Below are 17,146 nucleotides of genomic sequence, written 5' to 3' on the forward strand. Positions count from 1 at the left end.
GGCATAACCCTGTCTTGTGGGTTAAGAGTTTGCGCGGAAATGTAAGGATTGTGTAAATTTTGTCGCACTGAAACATGGGGTTCCAAGGCACAGGACGAGCCCGGCGACGAGCGGAGGCTACGGCGCGACGAGACTGCCGCAGCCTTGCGAATTCCCGTTGACTCCATATTCTCTACCATTACAGTTGAGATTGAAGCGACGCAGCGCCAGCAGAGGCATCACCGCCCGCCGGCGTTCCACGCTTTCCACTGCCTCGCGCTCTTCGGGTGCGGGCAGAACGAGGAAGTATCGCAAGAGGAGAGACGCAAATGGCTCAGAATGAGTATCATGTGATCCCGCAGGGCGACCGCTGGACGGTCACTCTCCACGGCGTTGCCCTGGCCGTGTTCGCGGACATGAAAGCCGCCCTCAACCGCGCGATCGATGCCGCCCACCAGGCCGGCATGGCCGGGCATGACGCGCAAGTCCTGATCGCCGATACGGCGCAGGACCCGCGCACGAAATGGATCTTCGGGCTGCATCCCTACCCGCCCACCGCGTAATCCCCCCTAGCGGCGGCGGAGCGGTCCTTCCGCAAGCCGCCCCGCCGCCGTGACCATAGGCGCCGGCCCCCCGAACCGCATATCCCGCAATCGCGGGGCGCGGCCGGGGTCGGCGCCCTTGTCGTTCCAACTGACTGCGGAGCGTGTCTGCGCGCTATTTCCGACGCGCGGCCTTGAGCAGGGCGTAACTGCTTATCCCGCACAGCCCGAGCGCGAGCACGAAACCGGTTGCAGCGCCCCACTTGGCCCCGGTCGGCCCGCCGAGAAACCCGCCCAGCGCCAGCCCGATCAGCGGCAGCACGACAAGGGCAAGGCATCCGATGGCGATCACGTAATCTCTCCTCGACAAGCACGCGGCGAACGGTACGGGCGCCGGTCTCTCGCTGTCCTCTAGCACTAACCCCCGTCGACGCCTCGCGCGATGTGTGCAACCATCATCCCGATTACGCAGACCTGCGCTGCCCCCGTCCCGGCGGATGAGCGCCCCTATGCCAAGGTTGCCTATACCAACGGTTGATACCCAGCGGGCCCCTCAGGCGGCAAAATCGCGCACGTTCGAAAACATTTCAATTTCATCGAATGTTTCAAGTGATTTTATCCGGATTTTCCATTCGACGAAACCGGGCAACAAAGGCTTCACCAGACGCCGCCCCGGCACGGACACTTTGAGGACAGGAGCTTACCCATGACCGTCACCGCAACCCCCACCGCCACCGCAACCCCCGGCAAGTCGCTGATCTCGCCTGACAATCACGCGCTTGTCCTGATCGACTTCCAGTCGCAGATGGCTTTTGCCACCAAGTCGATCTCGGCCGAACTGCTGCGTAATAATGCCGCCCTGATCTCGCGCGGTGCCAAGTCGTTTGGCGTCCCCACCATTCTCACCACGGTTGCCGAGAAGAGCTTCTCCGGCCCGATGTTCGACGAGATCACCGAAGCCTTCGAAGGCCAGGCCATGCTCGACCGCACCAGCATGAACACCTGGGAAGACGAAGCCGTGATCGCCGAGATCAACCGCATCGCCAAGCCGCGCATCGTCTTCGCCGGCCTCTGGACCTCGGTCTGCATCGTCGGCCCGGTCGCCTCGGCCATCGACCAGGGCTTCGAAGCCTACGTCATCACCGACGCTTGCGGCGATATCTCCACAGAAGCGCATGAGCGTGCGGTGGAGCGCATGATCCAGCTCGGCGCCGTGCCGATGACCTCGCTCCAGTACCTGCTCGAACTGCAGCGCGACTGGGCCCGCACCGAAACCTACGACAGCACCACCGGCATCGCCAAGAAGTGGGGCGGCGCATATGGTATCGGCATTAATTATGCCAAGACCATGTTCGGCGCGTCCGAAGGCGCTCACTAAGTTCAGTTCGTGATCCTTCGACAGGCTCAGGATGAGCGGAAGTAGCCCCCCGCAAATCCAGACCCGCTCAGGCTGAACTTGTCGAAGCCCTCCCCAAATCCCTCTCCCAACCCACCGAAGGATCAGCATCATGGCATATGTAACCACCAAGGACGGCGTCGACATCTTCTACAAGGACTGGGGCCCGAAGGATGCCCAGCCGATCGTCTTCCACCACGGCTGGCCGCTCTCGTCGGACGACTGGGATGCGCAGATGCTGTTCTTCCTCTCCAAGGGCTACCGCGTCGTCGCCCATGACCGCCGTGGCCATGGCCGCTCGGAGCAGGTGAGCGACGGTCACGACATGGACCACTACGCCGCCGATGCCGCGGCCGTGATGGAACACCTCGACCTCAAGAACGCGGTCCACATCGGCCACTCGACCGGCGGCGGTGAAGTGGCAGCCTATGTCGCCCGCTACGGCATCCCGCAGGGCCGCGTCGCCAAGGCCGTTCTCGTGAGCGCGGTGCCGCCGATCATGCTCAAGACCGAGCGTTACCCCGGCGGCCTGCCGATCGAGGTGTTCGATGGCTTCCGGTCCGCGCTTGCCGCCAATCGTGCCGAATTCTTCCGCGCCGTTGCCGCCGGCCCGTTCTACGGCTTCAACCGCGAAGGCGCGAACGTGCTGCCCGCCGTGATCGACAACTGGTGGCGCCAGGGCATGATGGGCAGCGCCAAGGCCCACTACGAAGGCATCAAGGCCTTCTCGGAAACCGACCAGACCGACGATCTGACGGCGATCACCGTGCCCACCCTCGTCCTCCACGGCGATGACGACCAGGTCGTCCCCTACAAGAACGCCGGCGTGCTCCAGGCCGAGATCCTGCCGAATGCGACGCTCAAGATCTACGAGGGCTTCTCGCACGGCATGCTCACCGTCAACGCCGACACCATCAACCCCGACCTGCTCGCCTTCGTGCAGGCCTAAGCCCAAAGACTAAGCTCAAGACTCCGGGGAGACTGAACCATGAAACCCTACCTTCTCTCGATTGCTGCCGGGCTGCTGGTGGGCGTGGTCTACAGTCTCCTCGGCGTCCGTTCGCCGGCCCCGCCGATGATTGCCCTGATCGGGCTTCTCGGCATCCTGCTCGGCGAACAGATCGTCCCGCTGGCGAAGAAGATCTGGGCGCACGAGGAAGTCGCCCGGTTCGTCCAGACCGACTGCCGAAAGCACGTTCTCGGCCGTCTGCCGGGCGACAAGTTCCCCTGCCGCACCGCCGACCACAAGGGCGAGGCGTGATCACCCGCCGCCATACATTGCTCGGAGCGGCCGCCACGTCGCTCATGCCCTCCCTGCTCACCAGCCAGACTGCCCGATCCAAGGAAGCCCCCATGACCGATACGATCATCGTCAACGCCAAAGTGACCACGCTCGACCGCGAGAACCCGCAGGCCGAAGCCGTGGTCATCCGCGACGGCAAGTTCCTGACCGTAGGCAGCGAACAGGAAGCCCGCGAAGCCGCCGCTCCTGACGCCGTCGTGATCGACGCCAAGGGCCGCCGCCTGATCCCCGGCCTCATCGACAGCCACATGCACATCATCCGCGGCGGCCTGAACTTCAACATGGAGCTGCGCTGGGACGGCGTGACCTCGTTGGCCGAAGCGATGGCGATGCTGAAGAGGCAGGTCGACAACACCCCCGCCCCGCAGTGGGTCCGCGTCGTCGGCGGCTTTACCGAGCACCAGTTCGCCGAGAAGCGCCTGCCGACGATCGAGGAACTGAACGCCGTCGCGCCCGATACGCCGGTCTTCATCCTCCACCTCTACGACCGCGCGCTGCTGAACGCCGCTGCCCTGCGCGTCGTCGGCTATACCAAGGACACGCCGAACCCGCCGGGCGGCGAGATCGTGCGCGATGCTGCCGGCAACCCGACCGGCCTGCTCCTCGCCCAGCCGAACGCGACGATCCTCTATTCCACGCTCGCCAAGGGCCCCAAGCTTCCGCCCGAGTACCAGCTCAACTCCACCCGTCACTTCATGCGCGAAGTCAACGCGCTGGGCGTGACCGGCGTGATCGACGCGGGCGGCGGCTTCCAGAACTATCCCGACGATTACGACATCATCGAGAAGCTCCACGCCGAAGACCAGCTGACCGTGCGCATCAGCTACAACCTCTTCACGCAGAAGCCGAAAGAGGAACTGGCGGACTTCTCGGGCTGGGTCTCGCAGGTCAGCCCCGGACAGGGCGACGACACCTATCGCCACAACGGCGCGGGCGAGATGCTGGTCTATTCCGCTGCCGACTTCGAGGATTTCCGCGTCGAGCGCCCCGACATGCCGCCCAGCATGGAAGGCGATCTGGAACCGGTCATCCGCCTGCTCGCCGAGCATCGCTGGCCCTGGCGCCTGCACGCCACCTATGACGAGACGATCGGCCGCGCGCTCGACGTCTACGAGAAGGTCAACCGCGACATTCCGCTTCAGGGCATCAACTGGTTCTTCGACCACGCCGAGACGATTTCGGACCGCAATATCGACCGCATCGCCGCGCTCGGCGGCGGCATCGCGGTGCAGCACCGCATGGCCTATCAGGGCGAATACTTCGTCGAACGCTACGGCGCCAAGGCCGCCGAACGCACGCCGCCGATCGCCCGGATGCTCGCCGCCGGCATCCCCGTGGGCGGCGGCACCGACGCGACCCGCGTCGCCAGCTACAACCCCTGGGTCTCGCTCTCGTGGCTCGTCACCGGGCGCACCGTGGGCGGCCTCTCACTATATCGCGGCGACAACCGCGTCAGCCGGGAAAAGGCGCTGCGCATGTGGACGCACGAGAACACCTGGTTCTCGAACGAAGTGGGCAAGAAGGGGCAGATCAAGGCGGGCCAGCTGGCCGACCTTGCGCTGCTTTCCGACGACTACTTCAGCGTACCCGACAACGAGATCGTCCACATCCGTTCGATCCTGACGCTGCTGGGCGGCAAGGTGGTGCATGGCGAGGGCGACTATCGCCCGCTCGCGCCGGAACTGCCGCGCGCGATGCCGGACTGGTCGCCGGTCGCGACGTTCGGTGGCTATTACCAGACGCCGGAAGCCAAGCAGAAGCTGGCCTCGGCCTGCGGCTGCGCCAGTTCCTGCGGCGTCCACGGCCACGACCATGCCGCCGCACTCGGCGCCAACGTTCCCGCCGCCGATGTCCAGACCTTCTGGGGCTCGCTCGGCTGCGGCTGCTGGGCCGTCTGATCCGACACGGCCCCTCCGGGCGAGGAGGGGCCGTGTCGCACACTATTCCATAATTCCGAACATAATGGTCGATATTATTCGGATCGATAGATCCTCGGTCACCCCCTAGACAGGTCCTGCGCCAACGACCGAGCGGCACTGCCCTCCCCCCATCGGAGCCACAGACATGACACGCTTCACCCTGATCATCGCGGCCGCCACACTGGTCGCGAGCCCTGCCTTTACGCCTGCTTTCGCCGCAGAAAAGGCCTCGGCCGACTACGCGGTCGGCGCCCAGTACGACACCACCCATGTCTACGTACCGGAAGGCCAGTTCGACACCTTCGTGTCCAGCTTCGTCGCCACGTTCGGCGGCACCACCAGCAAGCAGGGCGAATTCCAGGTGACGCCGACCAAGAGCCTCACCAAGTCGCAGCTGGTGCTGACGCCTGCCGGCACCGTCTCGGTGTTCGGCTTCAAGACACCGATCCCCTATCCCTTCGGCGATGAGCGCACCGGCTATCTGGTCACCGACCTCGACGCCGCGGTGAAGTCGGCGCAGAGGCATGGCGCCGTGCGCCGTCTGGAGACCTTCCCCGATCCGATCGGGCGGGATTCGGTGGTCCAGTGGCCGGGCGGCGTGAACATGCAGCTCTACTGGCACACCGCCAAGCCCAGCTACACCCCGCTCGAAACCGTGCCCGAAAACCGCATCTACCTGACCGTCGATGCCGCCGACACCTTCATCAAGAGCTGGACCGGCTTCGCCCACGCAAGGATCACCGCCGACGACAAGGCGGCCAATGGCGCCGAGATCGGCGAACCCGGCAAGACCATCCGCCGCGTCGCGCTCACCAGCGGCTACGGCAAGATGGTGGTCTACGTCTCGGACGGCCCGCTCCCCTGGCCCTATGGCCGCGACATGACCGGCTATGCCGTCAGCGACCTCAACGCGACGCTCGCCAAGGCTTCGTCGGCAGGCGTGGAAACGCTGGTTGCACCTTACACGACCGGCAAGCGTCAAGCTGCCATCGTTCGCTTCCCCGGCGGCTACATCGCCGAGATCCATTCGGGCGAGGCTAACTGAGCCATGTCCGGCACCGCTATGCCCAAATTGGTCGCATCGGTGCTGGACTTCGCGCCGACAGGGCTGCTCGCCCGCCTGCTGCTGGTGAGCGCCTACCTCGTGGGCGGTCTTACCAAGTTGACCGACTGGCAGGGCGCCGTGGCGGAACAGGTCCACTTCGGACTGACCCCGCCCGCACTCTGGGCCGCTCTCACCATCGCGGTGGAACTGATCGGCCCGCTGCTGATCCTGACCGGGCGCCTCGTCTGGCTGGGCGCCGGCATGCTCGGCGTGTTCACGTTCTTCGCCGCGCTCGTCGCCAATGCCTTCTGGGCCATGCCCGAGGGGCCCGCGCGCTTCGGCGCCACCAATGCCTTTTTCGAGCACATGGGCCTTGTCGGCGGGTTCGTTCTCGTTGCGATTCTCGCCTACCGGACGCAGCGAAGTGCCTAGGTTTCTTCCGCTTGCAATGCTTGCGGCCACAGTCCTGCCGGGCATTGTGCCAACGCCTGCTCACGCCGAACCCACCGAGGCCTGGCAGGCCCCCACCCTTTCGATCACCCGCTACGACGAAGACTGGTCGGACCTCGCCGACACCGAAAAGCGCGCGCACCACTGGACCGGCCAATTCAAGTACATTCCCATTAGCGACGATGTCTGGCTCTCCACCGGCATCGAACTGCGCGTGCGTAGCGAGAATCTGGAGAACAACCTCTGGGGCAGCGCGCAGGCGCTGAACGACAGCTACGTCTGGTTTCGCGCGCTGCCTTATGCCGATCTCCATGCCGGCAAGCTTCGCGCCTTCGTGCAGCCGATCGCCTCGACCTCCGCCAGCGTCGCGCCTGCTCCCGGCGCAGTGGACGGCACCGGCGCCGACCTGCTGCAAGGTTTCGTCGAGGCCGACCTTGGCCCGGTCACCCTGCGCGGCGGGCGGCAAATGCTCTCGCTCGGCACCGAGCGGCTGATCGGCACCCGCTACGGCCCCAACGTGCCGCTCGCCTTCGACGGCCTGCGCGCCAACGTAAAGCTGGGCGCAGCCACCGTCAGCCTGCTCGCGGTAAAGCCGGTTCAGGCCCGCAAGGGCGATTTCAACGACCGCACTTCGCCCGACAAGTCGCTCTGGGGCGCCTATGCCGCGCTGCCGACGCTCGACCTCTACTATCTCGGCTACCGCAACGATGCCGCCCACTGGGGCACACGCAGCGGCACCGAAACCCGCCACAGCCTTGGCGCGCGTTGGCACGGCAAGCAGGATGACTGGCACTGGAACGTCGAGGGCGTCTACCAGTCCGGCCGCTTTGCAGGCGGGCCGATCTCGGCCTGGACCCTTGGCACCGAACTCGGCCACGCCTTCCCGGATGCCCCGCTGGCGCCCGATCTCACCGTGCGCGTCAATGTCGTCAGCGGTGACGCCAAGCGCAATGACAACCGGCTCGGCACATTCAACGCGCTATTCCCCAAGGGCAAATACTTCGGCGAACTCTCGCCGGTCGGTCCCTACAACATCGTCAATGCCTATTCCTCGCTCGGCCTGCAACTGGCGCCGGATGTCTCGGCCAGCCTCGCCGCCATGGCCTACTGGCGCTACTCGCGGGCGGACGGCATCTACGATATCCCCGGCAACCTGATCCGAGACGCCGGAGACAGCCGCGCCAGGTTCGTCGGCAAGGAAGTGGAAGCGACGCTTGCCTGGCAGGCGAGCGCCGAACTCGAACTTTCCGCATCGCTTTCCGCTTTTGCGCCGGGTGCCTTCATCCGCGAGACCGGCTCCGCCAAAACGATCCACATGCTCGGCCTCGAAAGCAATTTCCGGTTCTGATCGTCGTTCCATCGTTTCGAACGAAACGAACGATCTTATGCGGATACCGGCCATTGCGGCATGGACCTAGACCTGCGGCACAACCTCTCTTTCCCCCCGGAGATCGCAATGACAGCAACACCGCCCCGACCAAGCTCATCTTCCTCGCTCCCACGGCTGCTGTTGCTGCTGTCCGCCACCACCGGCCTTGTCGACGCGGCTTCGGTGCTGGGGCTGGGCAAGGTCTTCACCGCCAACATGACCGGCAACGTGGTGTTTCTCGGCTTCGCGGCCGTGGGCACGCCGGGCTTCAAGGTCTTGCCGGCGGTCATGGCGCTGCTTGCCTTCATGGTGGGCGCATGGGGGGCCGGCAAGCTCGCCCGCGCCCATTCCGCCTTGCCGTTGCGGCGCTGGCTGCTGCGCGCCGCCGTTGTCGAAGGCAGCCTGCTGCTTGCCGCAGCATTGGTCGCGCTGAACATCGACGTCGCGGCACAGGCGCCGGAACCCGCCGTGCTGGCGGTGATCGTGCTGACCGGCTTTGCCATGGGCCTGCGCAACGCAACGATCCGCTCGCTCAAAGTACCCGACCTCACCACCACCGTGCTCACGCTGACGATCACCGGCATCGCAGCCGACCAGACCGGCCGCGCCGCCTCACCCAACTTCGCGCGGCGATTTGCCGCCGTGCTCTCGATCTTCCTCGGCGCGGCGATTGGTGCGGCCCTGCTTCGGTTCAGCCTGGCGGTGCCGCTGGCAGTAGCCAGCATCGTGGTGATCGGGGCAACCCTGCTGTTCGCACGCGACCCGGTCTCGGCACTGCCGCACCAGGCCTGACGGGCTGGGGGCGCCTTGCCGGCGTCCCCCCCCCGACCCCTGCGCCCCGCTCATGCCGACATAAAAACCCCGCCGGCGAAAGGGCCGGCGGGGCAACGTTGCTTCACGGTTTTCCGACAAGGCGCCATGCGCCGCTCCCGCTTGCCGCCGCCCCAGGAGCGACCGCCTAGATCAGTTGGCGAGAGTGCTTCCAGCCTTGCGGCGGCGCCAGGCATGGTCGGCGATAAGCCCCAGCGCGGCCATCGTCCCGCCGGTCAGGCCCGCCGTGCTCAGCGCGACGATCACCGGCTGTGCCATGTTGGCGTAAGGCCGGGCACGTTCATTGAGGCTTTCAATCATCCGGGTCATGGCGCTGCTCCTGCATGGGGTGCCGGGGGCTGCGTCTTATCGGACGTCCGGCTCGCAGCTGCAGATGCGCCTTTTCCGGTTTTCGCGAAATCGCGATAATCTCAATGCAAATGTTCGATTATCTTGAAATGCGCTGCGGTAGTTCGAGGTCTTCCTCGAGGAAATCGAGGAAGGCGCGGATGCGCGAAGCCATGCGCTGGTGGCCAACGTAGAGCGCGTGGATCTCCTCGTGATCGCCGGGATTGAAGTCGCCGAGAACTTCCACCAGTCGCCCGGCAGCCAGATCGGCCGCGACGTGGAATTGCCCGAGCCGGGCGATCCCGCCGCCGGCCACCGCCATGAGCCGCACCACCTCGCCCGAATTGCCGAGAAACGCGGCCTCGACCGGCCGCTGGACAAGCGCACCGTCGATCCGGAAGGGCCAGCTGTCGAGCGAGCGGCGGAAGCTGAACTGGAGACAGGCGTGCCGGGCAAGATCGCGCGGATGCTCCGGCACGCCGCGCGCCGCGAGGTAGGCCGGGCTCGCCACCAAGGCCATGGCGCTGCGGCCAAGCTTCTTCGCCTTGAGCCCGGTATCCCGCAGCGGGCCGATGCGGATCGCGACATCCGCGCGCGCCTCGACCAGGTCGACCAGTTCATCGGCCAGCGCCAGTTCCACCCGCACCGCCGGATAGCGGACCAGAAAGCGCGGCAGGATCGGCAGGAGGCACTGGGTTCCGAACGGCACCGAGGCGTTGACGCGCAGCGGCCCCCTTGGGGCTTCCTCATGTGCCATGAAGCCGCGCTCCACTTCGTCCACTTCGGCGATGAGCCCGGACACGCGCTCACGATAGACTTCGCCTTCGGCGGTCAGCGACAAGGCCCGCGTCGTGCGGCTCACCATCTGCACGCCGATGCGGGTCTCCAGTCGGGAGATTGCCCGGCTGACCGCCGACGGCGTCAGCCGAAGGGCCCGAGCGGCACCGGCAAAACTGCCCGACTGCGCTACGGCGAGGAAAATCTGCATGTCGCCCAAGCGGTTGTCCATGGCCGTACTCGTGATTTCGATGCACTTCTAAGATGCATTGCGTCGATCTAATCATCAATAGCGACTTCGCCTATCTTCCGGTCATCCCTCTCCCCCCGAATGTAAAGGAATGCCCCAGATGGACCTCAAACTCACCGGAAAGACCGCCCTCGTCACCGGATCGACGGCCGGTATCGGCCTTGCCATCGCCCAGCGCCTCGCTGCCGAGGGCGTCGACGTCGCCATCAGTGGCCGTAGCCAGGACAAGCTCGACGCCGCAGCCGCCATCGTCGCCGAAGCGGCCGCAAACGGCGGCAAGGTACGCCCCGTACTGGCTGATCCGGCTACCGCACAAGGCGCCGAAGCCCTGATCGCCGCCGTCCCCGCCGCCGACATCCTCGTCAACAACCTCGGCATCTACGAGGCCAAGCCCTTCACCGAGATCACCGATGCCGACTGGCACCACTTCTTCGAGGTCAACGTGGTGAGCGGCGCCCGCCTTGCCCGTCACTATTTCCCGCAGATGCTGGCGAGCGGCTGGGGCCGCGTGATCTTCATCGCCAGCGAAAGCGCACTGGTGATCCCCGGCGAGATGATCCACTACGGCATGACCAAGACCGCCCAGCTGGCGATCGCACGCGGCCTTGCCGAGCAGACCCGCGGCACCGGGGTTACCGTCAATTCTGTCCTGCCTGGCCCCACGCGTTCGGAGGGCATTGTCGAATTCATCCGCTCGGTGGTCGACAACAAGGATGCCCCGGAAGCCGATCGCGAAGCGGAATTCTTCGCCAGGATGCGCCCGCTTTCGCTCATCCGCCGCCTGATCGAGGCGGACGAGATCGCCGCGCAGGTCGCCCTCCTGGCCAGCCCGCTTGGCGCCATCACCAACGGCGCCGCGATCCGCGTCGAGGGTGGTATCGTGCCGACCATCGCCTGATCGGCAAACGGGCGCAAGCCTCCGCTTGCGCCCGTCTTTCCTTCTCGTCAGGCGTTGACCGCCAAAGCGCGGCCGACACCTGGCGGCGGCGGCCCCGGGCGGCCGAAATAATAGCCCTGCGCCTCGTCGCAGCCTTCTCCCAGCAGCAGTTGCAACTGCTCATGCGTCTCCACACCCTCGGCAAGGACCGGAATGCCAAGGCTATGGCCGAGGGCCAGTACCGCACGGATAATCGCACGGGCCTGATCGCTCTCACGCGATTCCAGCAGGAACGACTTGTCGATCTTGATCTTGTCGAAGGGGAAGGAATGGAGCGTGTCGAGCGAGGAATAGCCGGTGCCGAAATCGTCCATCGCCACGCTGACGCCCAGCGCCTTGATCCGCCGCAGCGAGTGCAGGGCGCGCGTCTTGTCGGCAATGATTGCGGTTTCGGTGATCTCCAGCTCGAGCCGCTGCGGCGACATGCCGACCTCGTGCAGGATCGCGGTGACCACTTCCGGCAGATCGGCCTGAAGCAACTGCACCGGCGAAAGATTGACCGCGATCTTGTCCTTGCCCGGCCAGGTCACGACTTCGGCGCAGGCCGCGCGCAGCACCCATTCGCCGATGCGGATGATCTCGCCGGTTTCCTCCGCGATCGGAATGAATTCGGACGGTGAGATCGTGCCGAGACGCGGATGGTGCCAGCGCAGCAGCGCTTCATACCCGCTGACCTCGTTGGTCCGCAGCGAGCGCTGGGGCTGGTAGAGCACCTCGAACTCGTCCCGCGCAATCGCCTGCCGCAAGTCGTTGGCAAGCTGGCGGCGGTGGCGCGCACTTTCGTCCATGCCTGCTTCGTAATAGCAGATATGCTCGCTGAAGCTGCTCTTGGCGCGGTACATCGCAAGGTCGGCGTTGTTGAGCAGGGTCTCGCGATCGGGCGCATCGTCGGGCGACAGGGCAATGCCGAGGCTGGCGCCGATGACCATGCCGCCGCTGCCGTCCGCGCCATCGCCGGCATGGTCATCGCTGCCGAGCGACGTCAGGCAGTGGTCGATGCGCGCGACGAACTCGGCCAGCTCGCTCTCACCGGCCGAACGCTTCTGCGCCAGCGGGCGCGCGACGGCAAATTCGTCGCCGCCCAGGCGCGCGGCGATCTCACCCTCGCGCAGGGCACCGGACAGCGCTGCCGCGACTTTCTGAAGCACTTCGTCGCCAGCGGCGTGGCCCTGCGTATCGTTGATTTCCTTGAACCGATCGAGATCGATGGCAACCAGTGCCACCTGCCTCTCGCGCGCGACCGCATTGTCGATCTCGAGATCGAGCCAGCGGTTGAAGCTGGTGCGATTGGGCAGTCCGGTCAACCCGTCATGCAGCGCCATGTGCGCGATCTGCGCTTCGGAACGGCGCCGCTCGGTGATGTCCTCGAAGGTCGTCACCCAGCCGCCGTCGGGCAGGCGCCGACTGGAGATCGACACGGCGAAGTCCTCGCCGAACTCGCGGATCACCGGGGGCGAATTCTGTACCGAAAGCACCTGTTCGAGCGTGGCGCGCATGACCTCGATGCGTTCCGGCGGAATGTTCGTGCCGCTGCGCGATTCCATCGCCGCACGGGCCACCTGCTCGAAAGTGGCGCCGGGCAGACAGTCCGCCTCGGACAATTGCCAGAGCTCGGCAAAGCGGCGGTTGCGCAAGACCAGATGCCCGGTCCCATCGAACAGGCAAAGGCCCTGATGCATATGTTCGAGCGCCGCATCGAGGTGCCGGTTGGCTGTCGCGATGCGGTCCTGGTCTTCCTTCAGGCGCGTCATATCCCGCGTCAGCTTGGCAAAACCCAGTTGCCGACCGGCCTCGTCGTGGATGCGCTCGATCGTCACGTGGGCCCAGAACCGCGTGCCATCCTTGCGCACGCGCCAGCCCTCGCCGGTGAACTTGCCATGCTGGGCGGCGGCTGCCAGCGCCCGGGTGGGCATGTCACGCTCCTGATCCTCGGCGGTATAGAAACGCGCGAGCGGACTGCCGACCACCTCGTCGGCGTGGTATCCCTTGAGGCGCTGCGCCCCGGCATTCCAGTTCGTGACACGGCCGTCGCCATCCAGCAGGTAGAGCGCGCTATCTGACAATCCCTTGGCGAGGATGCTGAACTGCCGCTCGCTGATCTTGGCCGCGGCACTGGCGCGGCGCGATACCACCGAGCCGTAGAGGCAAAGGGCCAATAAAGTAATCGCGATGGTCGCGATCGCGACCGTAATCGTCTCGGGTGAAATGGTCGCCGCCTGCAACTCGAATCGAGATGGAACAAGATGAATGGCAGCCATGCCGCTGAAGTGCAAACCGACAATGGCACCCGTCATCAGCAGCACGGCCCCAAGCGCGCTGCCAACACCGCGATGATCGATCGCAAGGCGCAAGGCCGGATAGAACGGCAACAGTCCCAAAGTCAGCGAAAGCAGGACATAGGGCCAGCGCCAGGCGATCATGGCGGGCATTTCCAGCGCGGTCATGCCGAGATAGTGCATCGCCGCGATGCCGCCGCCCGCCAGCAGGGCGCCGAGCACCACGCCCTGCCTGCCGCGGAACCGCGTCACCAGCACGAATGCCCCCGCCATCATGGCGGCCACAAGCACCAGCGAGGCGGCGGTTGCCCCGGCGCGGTAGCCGACAATCAGGCCGCGCTCATATCCCAGCATCGCGATGAAGTGCGTCGCCCAGATGCCGATACCCGAAAGCACGCCGCCCAGGGCCGTCCAGCCGGCGCGTTGCCGCGCGCCGTTCCGTGACGCCTGACGCAGAAAAAGCACGGCCGTCGTGGCCGAGAGCCAGCAGATGGCCGCTGCAAGTGCGACAAAGCGCAGGTCGTGGTCGTCGCGAATACAGACGAGAATATCGGACAAGTGGGGGGGGCTCCGCGAATTTGCGGGGCTGCATTGCAGGAGTTTGTTAACAAATCACCCTAAAAAGCGCCCAGCCGGCAATCGTCCTTCCGGTTTTCGTCCCGATCTTGCGACGCGTTCAAGCCCGGAGCCGCATCCGGCACGATGCACCGCCCGGGCGGTCAGGCATAATCCCGCCGTGCCCTCCCGCTCATGCAAAGCCGACGATGGCCTTTGTCTCGAGAAACTCCTCCATGCCCTCGATGCCGTATTCGCGGCCGTTGCCCGACTGCTTGTAGCCGCCAAACGGCGCCTGCGGATCCCAGGCAGGATGGTTGAGATGGACCTGCCCGCTGCGTATGCGCCGGGCCACGGCTCGTGCCGCCTCAAGGTCGGTGCCCTGCACGTGCCCGCCCAGACCGTAGACCGTGTCATTGGCGATCGCCACGGCCTCATCGACGGTGTCGTAAGGGATAATGCAAAGGACCGGGCCGAAGATCTCGTCCTGTGCGATGGCCATGTCGGTGCGAACCTCGGAGAACACCGTTGGCCGCGCGTACCAGCCCTGCGCGCATCCCGCAGGCCGGCCGGAACCGCCGCTCAGCACTTTTGCCCCCTCGGCGATGCCGACCTCGATCATGCGCTGGACACGCTCGTATTGGGCACGGTTGGCGATGGGACCATGCGTCGTCGCCTCGTCGAGCGGATCGCCGAGCACGAATGCGCTCACCGTCGCGGCCGCCAGGCGTTCCACTTCGGCAAGGCGGGCGCGGGGAACGATCATGCGGGTCGGCGCGCTGCACGATTGTCCGACATTGCGCATGCAGGCCGCCACGCCAAGCGGAATGGCCCGTTCCAGGTCGGCATCGGGCAGGACCACGTTGGGCGACTTGCCGCCCAGTTCCAGCGCTACCCGCTTGATCGTTTCAGCGGCTGCCTGCGAAACCAGCACGCCTGCGCGCGTCGAGCCGGTGATCGAGATCATGTCCACGCCGGGATGACGCGCAAGCGCTTCCCCCACGACCGGGCCCGTTCCCTGGACAAGGTTGAACACGCCCTCCGGCGTCCCCGCCTCCGCCATGACCTCGGCAAACAGCACCGCGCTGAGGGGCGACAACTCGCTGGGCTTGAGCACCACGGTGCATCCTGCCGCCAGCGCCGGCGCGACCTTGGCGGTGATCTGGTAGAGCGGCCAGTTCCACGGCGTGATGAGCGCGCAGACGCCCACCGGCTCGCGGGCGATGGCAGTGGTGCCGCGCAGGCTCGTGAAGGCAAATTCGGCCAGGTTTTCGGCCGCCACCCGGACATGTTCGGCCGCGAACGGCACCTGCGCCGCACGCGCGGCGGTGATGGCAGAGCCCATTTCCAGCGAAATGGCCCGCGCGAACAGGTCCGCGCGATCGAGCAGCAGTGCGTGAATGCGCCGCAGCAGTGCCACCCGCCCGTCAACCGGCGTGTTCGACCAGCCGTCAAACGCCCTGCGTGCCGCCGCGACGGCGCTGTCGACATCCTCGCCGTCACCCAGCGCGATCTGCGCGACTTCGGCTTCGCTCGCCGGATCGATCACCGATGCCCGCCCGCCTCCGTGCGGAGCACGCCAGCAACCGTCAACGAAGATCTGGTCGAGGTGGCCGGAAGCGGAAAGGTGGGCGATCGGATCGGTCACTGGCGATGGTCCTTGCAGTGGAAGCGGGCTCCGGCGGGCAGACAGCTTGCGAGGCGCCTGCACGGCGGGGCGAACCCGGCCAATCTAGTCGCGTCGGCGCGCGGGCTCTGCCGGAATGGCGCGGTGGACCGCACAAACTGCCAAAATCGCCCGGCCCGACGAAATGCCGCGTCCTACCTCCTCCGCTCCGTCTTTCTGCAAAAATGTCGCAGGGCGCCATCCCGGCGCAAGAATCGCAAGTTTGTGCCGCCGCGATGCATCACAAAAGCAAAATCCACCGGCCAAAGCCCGCAGTCTGACCCTCGACAGGTTCAAGGAGATCCCAAGATGGCTACGTGTATGCGCCTAGTGAAAGTCTCAAGCCTGGCGCTTGCCGCCGCAGCGAGCGTGGCGGCCGTCCTGCCCGCCCAGGCCCATGGCATCTGGTTTGCCCAGCGTGCGCGCCAGCTGGCGCTCATCTACGGCGTTGGCGCCGACGACCTCGATGCCGTCGCCCGCGAAAGCAAGCTGACGCTGGTCAAGGGGTATGACGAGGACTGGAACGATGTCGACGTCAAGCTGCGCGATGCCGGCGCCATCCCCGTGGTCGACAGCGACGAGCCGGTTTCCGCCGTGGCCGCGGTTATGGACTACGGCATCTGGACCAAGGACGCCTCCGGCGAGTTCCACAACAAGGGCCGCGACGAAGTGCCGGGTGCGGGCCTCAGCGAGCACAATTTCAAGTACGCCGTCCATCTGACCCGCATGCCGACCAGCCAAGTGCCCCTGCTTCCCGGCCAGACGCTGCAGCTGGTGCCGGTGGGCACTGATATTCCGCAAAAGGCGGGATCGCCGATGAAGGTCCGCGTCTATTACGCGGGCAAGCCCGCAGCCGGCGCGCAGGTCATGACCGACTACGTCAACGATCCCGACGAAGTGGCCGTGAAGACCGACAAGGACGGCTATGCCACTGTCAAGGTGCGCAACCAGGGCATCAACGTGCTGATGGCGATCTTCGTCAGCCCCACCGACAATCCCGTGAAGTACCAGCAGCTCGAACACCGCGCCTCGCTGTCCTTCGTGCTGCCGCACCTGCCCGAATAACGCCCCCTTCGATCGCACAGGAACCTCTGCCATGAACACCAAGCGTATCGCCGCCCTGCTCGCGGCCTCCCTCGTTCTTTCCGCCCCGGTCGCCAGCTTCGCGCACGGCAGCATGAAGCCCCAGCACGGCGGCATCGTCGCCATGTCGGGCGAAATCCTGGTCGAACTGGTCAAGGGCCCCAAGGGCGTGAGCTTCTTCGTCACCGAAGAGGACGAGCCCGTGTCCGCCAGCGATTTCGACGCCAAGGCCACCGTGACGGTGGCCGGCAAGAAAACCCAGGTCACGCTCGTCCCCGCCGGCGGCAACCGCTTCTCCGCGCCGGGCCTTGTCGCCCCCAAGGGCGCCAAGGTGGTGGTCGCCCTGGTCGGCAAGCGCGATCAGGCCAAGACTTTCGCCTCGTTCACCGCGATCTGACGGTGGGCCGCGCGCTATCCTTCCTGCCTGACAGGCTGACGCTT

General features: G+C 65.8%; 17 protein-coding genes. 12 read left to right on the top strand and 5 right to left on the bottom strand.

Annotated elements, in window-relative coordinates; all coding sequences use genetic code 11:
- The first annotated feature begins 308 nt into the window (after positions 1-308).
- A complete protein-coding gene (locus OKA11_RS01790; protein ID WP_267218516.1) occupies positions 309-542 on the top strand; it encodes a hypothetical protein in 234 nt (77 codons plus the stop codon).
- 154 nt (positions 543-696) lie between these two features.
- Here the strand turns inward: OKA11_RS01790 and OKA11_RS01795 are convergent, their stop codons facing one another.
- Positions 697-873 (bottom strand): hypothetical protein, encoded by a 177-nt coding sequence (locus OKA11_RS01795; RefSeq protein ID WP_267218517.1) that lies wholly within the window; start codon positions 871-873, stop codon positions 697-699.
- 354 nt (positions 874-1,227) lie between these two features.
- Here OKA11_RS01795 and OKA11_RS01800 point away from each other — a divergent pair, with 354 nt between their 5' ends.
- The 8 genes from OKA11_RS01800 (at position 1,228) to OKA11_RS01835 (ending at position 8,795) form a co-directional block, all read left to right on the top strand.
- Positions 1,228-1,899: a hydrolase gene (locus OKA11_RS01800; RefSeq protein WP_267218518.1), complete on the top strand. Its 672-nt coding sequence runs from the start codon at positions 1,228-1,230 to the stop codon at positions 1,897-1,899.
- 130 nt (positions 1,900-2,029) lie between these two features.
- Positions 2,030-2,866 (top strand): alpha/beta fold hydrolase, encoded by an 837-nt coding sequence (locus OKA11_RS01805; protein ID WP_267218519.1) that lies wholly within the window; start codon positions 2,030-2,032, stop codon positions 2,864-2,866.
- 39 nt (positions 2,867-2,905) lie between these two features.
- On the top strand, positions 2,906-3,178 hold the full coding sequence (locus OKA11_RS01810) for a DUF1427 family protein (RefSeq protein ID WP_267218520.1): 273 nt from the start codon (positions 2,906-2,908) through the stop codon (positions 3,176-3,178).
- A 92-nt stretch (positions 3,179-3,270) separates the two neighbouring features.
- Complete coding sequence (locus tag OKA11_RS01815; RefSeq protein ID WP_267218521.1) at positions 3,271-5,118, top strand: amidohydrolase; 1,848 nt, start codon at positions 3,271-3,273, stop codon at positions 5,116-5,118.
- A gap of 166 nt (positions 5,119-5,284) precedes the next feature.
- The gene (locus tag OKA11_RS01820; protein ID WP_267218522.1) at positions 5,285-6,184 is read left to right on the top strand and encodes a glyoxalase; all 900 of its coding nucleotides are present in this window, start codon (positions 5,285-5,287) and stop codon (positions 6,182-6,184) included.
- 3 nt (positions 6,185-6,187) lie between these two features.
- On the top strand, positions 6,188-6,616 hold the full coding sequence (locus OKA11_RS01825; RefSeq protein WP_267218523.1) for a DoxX family protein: 429 nt from the start codon (positions 6,188-6,190) through the stop codon (positions 6,614-6,616).
- Between the two features lie 16 nt (positions 6,617-6,632).
- Positions 6,633-7,982 carry an alginate export family protein gene (locus OKA11_RS01830; protein WP_267218524.1) on the top strand — a complete coding sequence of 450 codons (1,350 nt, stop codon included), beginning with the start codon at positions 6,633-6,635 and terminating at the stop codon, positions 7,980-7,982.
- A 108-nt stretch (positions 7,983-8,090) separates the two neighbouring features.
- Positions 8,091-8,795, top strand: a complete 705-nt coding sequence (locus OKA11_RS01835; protein ID WP_267218525.1) for a YoaK family protein — start codon at positions 8,091-8,093, stop codon at positions 8,793-8,795.
- Positions 8,796-8,966: 171 nt separating this feature from the next.
- On the opposite strand, the gene OKA11_RS01840 is transcribed toward OKA11_RS01835, so the two are convergent.
- Positions 8,967-9,143, bottom strand: a complete 177-nt coding sequence (locus OKA11_RS01840) for a hypothetical protein (protein ID WP_267218526.1) — start codon at positions 9,141-9,143, stop codon at positions 8,967-8,969.
- Between the two features lie 118 nt (positions 9,144-9,261).
- Entirely contained in the window at positions 9,262-10,170 is a 909-nt protein-coding gene (locus OKA11_RS01845) for a LysR family transcriptional regulator (RefSeq protein ID WP_267218527.1), read from the bottom strand.
- Between the two features lie 118 nt (positions 10,171-10,288).
- Here OKA11_RS01845 and OKA11_RS01850 point away from each other — a divergent pair, with 118 nt between their 5' ends.
- Positions 10,289-11,086: an SDR family NAD(P)-dependent oxidoreductase gene (locus OKA11_RS01850; RefSeq protein ID WP_267218528.1), complete on the top strand. Its 798-nt coding sequence runs from the start codon at positions 10,289-10,291 to the stop codon at positions 11,084-11,086.
- Between the two features lie 47 nt (positions 11,087-11,133).
- Here the strand turns inward: OKA11_RS01850 and OKA11_RS01855 are convergent, their stop codons facing one another.
- Positions 11,134-13,959 carry a bifunctional diguanylate cyclase/phosphodiesterase gene (locus tag OKA11_RS01855; RefSeq protein ID WP_267218529.1) on the bottom strand — a complete coding sequence of 942 codons (2,826 nt, stop codon included), beginning with the start codon at positions 13,957-13,959 and terminating at the stop codon, positions 11,134-11,136.
- Between the two features lie 190 nt (positions 13,960-14,149).
- Positions 14,150-15,604 carry an aldehyde dehydrogenase family protein gene (locus OKA11_RS01860; protein WP_267218530.1) on the bottom strand — a complete coding sequence of 485 codons (1,455 nt, stop codon included), beginning with the start codon at positions 15,602-15,604 and terminating at the stop codon, positions 14,150-14,152.
- A 327-nt stretch (positions 15,605-15,931) separates the two neighbouring features.
- Here OKA11_RS01860 and OKA11_RS01865 point away from each other — a divergent pair, with 327 nt between their 5' ends.
- Both OKA11_RS01865 and OKA11_RS01870 read left to right on the top strand, forming a co-directional pair.
- Positions 15,932-16,687 carry a DUF4198 domain-containing protein gene (locus OKA11_RS01865; protein WP_267218531.1) on the top strand — a complete coding sequence of 252 codons (756 nt, stop codon included), beginning with the start codon at positions 15,932-15,934 and terminating at the stop codon, positions 16,685-16,687.
- A gap of 31 nt (positions 16,688-16,718) precedes the next feature.
- Positions 16,719-17,102 (top strand): hypothetical protein, encoded by a 384-nt coding sequence (locus tag OKA11_RS01870; protein ID WP_267218532.1) that lies wholly within the window; start codon positions 16,719-16,721, stop codon positions 17,100-17,102.
- Positions 17,103-17,146 lie beyond the last annotated feature (44 nt).

It is taken from the genome of Novosphingobium clariflavum, assembly GCF_026420865.1.
GTDB lineage: Bacteria > Pseudomonadota > Alphaproteobacteria > Sphingomonadales > Sphingomonadaceae > Novosphingobium > Novosphingobium clariflavum.

Coding starts and splice junctions, on each gene's coding strand:
- OKA11_RS01790 (WP_267218516.1), top strand. CDS start 309: ATGGCTCAGAATGAGTATCATGTGATCCCGCAGGGCGACCGCTGGACG.
- OKA11_RS01800 (WP_267218518.1), top strand. CDS start 1,228: ATGACCGTCACCGCAACCCCCACCGCCACCGCAACCCCCGGCAAGTCG.
- OKA11_RS01805 (WP_267218519.1), top strand. CDS start 2,030: ATGGCATATGTAACCACCAAGGACGGCGTCGACATCTTCTACAAGGAC.
- OKA11_RS01810 (WP_267218520.1), top strand. CDS start 2,906: ATGAAACCCTACCTTCTCTCGATTGCTGCCGGGCTGCTGGTGGGCGTG.
- OKA11_RS01815 (WP_267218521.1), top strand. CDS start 3,271: ATGACCGATACGATCATCGTCAACGCCAAAGTGACCACGCTCGACCGC.
- OKA11_RS01820 (WP_267218522.1), top strand. CDS start 5,285: ATGACACGCTTCACCCTGATCATCGCGGCCGCCACACTGGTCGCGAGC.
- OKA11_RS01825 (WP_267218523.1), top strand. CDS start 6,188: ATGTCCGGCACCGCTATGCCCAAATTGGTCGCATCGGTGCTGGACTTC.
- OKA11_RS01830 (WP_267218524.1), top strand. CDS start 6,633: ATGCTTGCGGCCACAGTCCTGCCGGGCATTGTGCCAACGCCTGCTCAC.
- OKA11_RS01835 (WP_267218525.1), top strand. CDS start 8,091: ATGACAGCAACACCGCCCCGACCAAGCTCATCTTCCTCGCTCCCACGG.
- OKA11_RS01840 (WP_267218526.1), bottom strand. CDS start 9,143: ATGACCCGGATGATTGAAAGCCTCAATGAACGTGCCCGGCCTTACGCC.
- OKA11_RS01845 (WP_267218527.1), bottom strand. CDS start 10,170: ATGGACAACCGCTTGGGCGACATGCAGATTTTCCTCGCCGTAGCGCAG.
- OKA11_RS01850 (WP_267218528.1), top strand. CDS start 10,289: ATGGACCTCAAACTCACCGGAAAGACCGCCCTCGTCACCGGATCGACG.
- OKA11_RS01865 (WP_267218531.1), top strand. CDS start 15,932: ATGGCTACGTGTATGCGCCTAGTGAAAGTCTCAAGCCTGGCGCTTGCC.
- OKA11_RS01870 (WP_267218532.1), top strand. CDS start 16,719: ATGAACACCAAGCGTATCGCCGCCCTGCTCGCGGCCTCCCTCGTTCTT.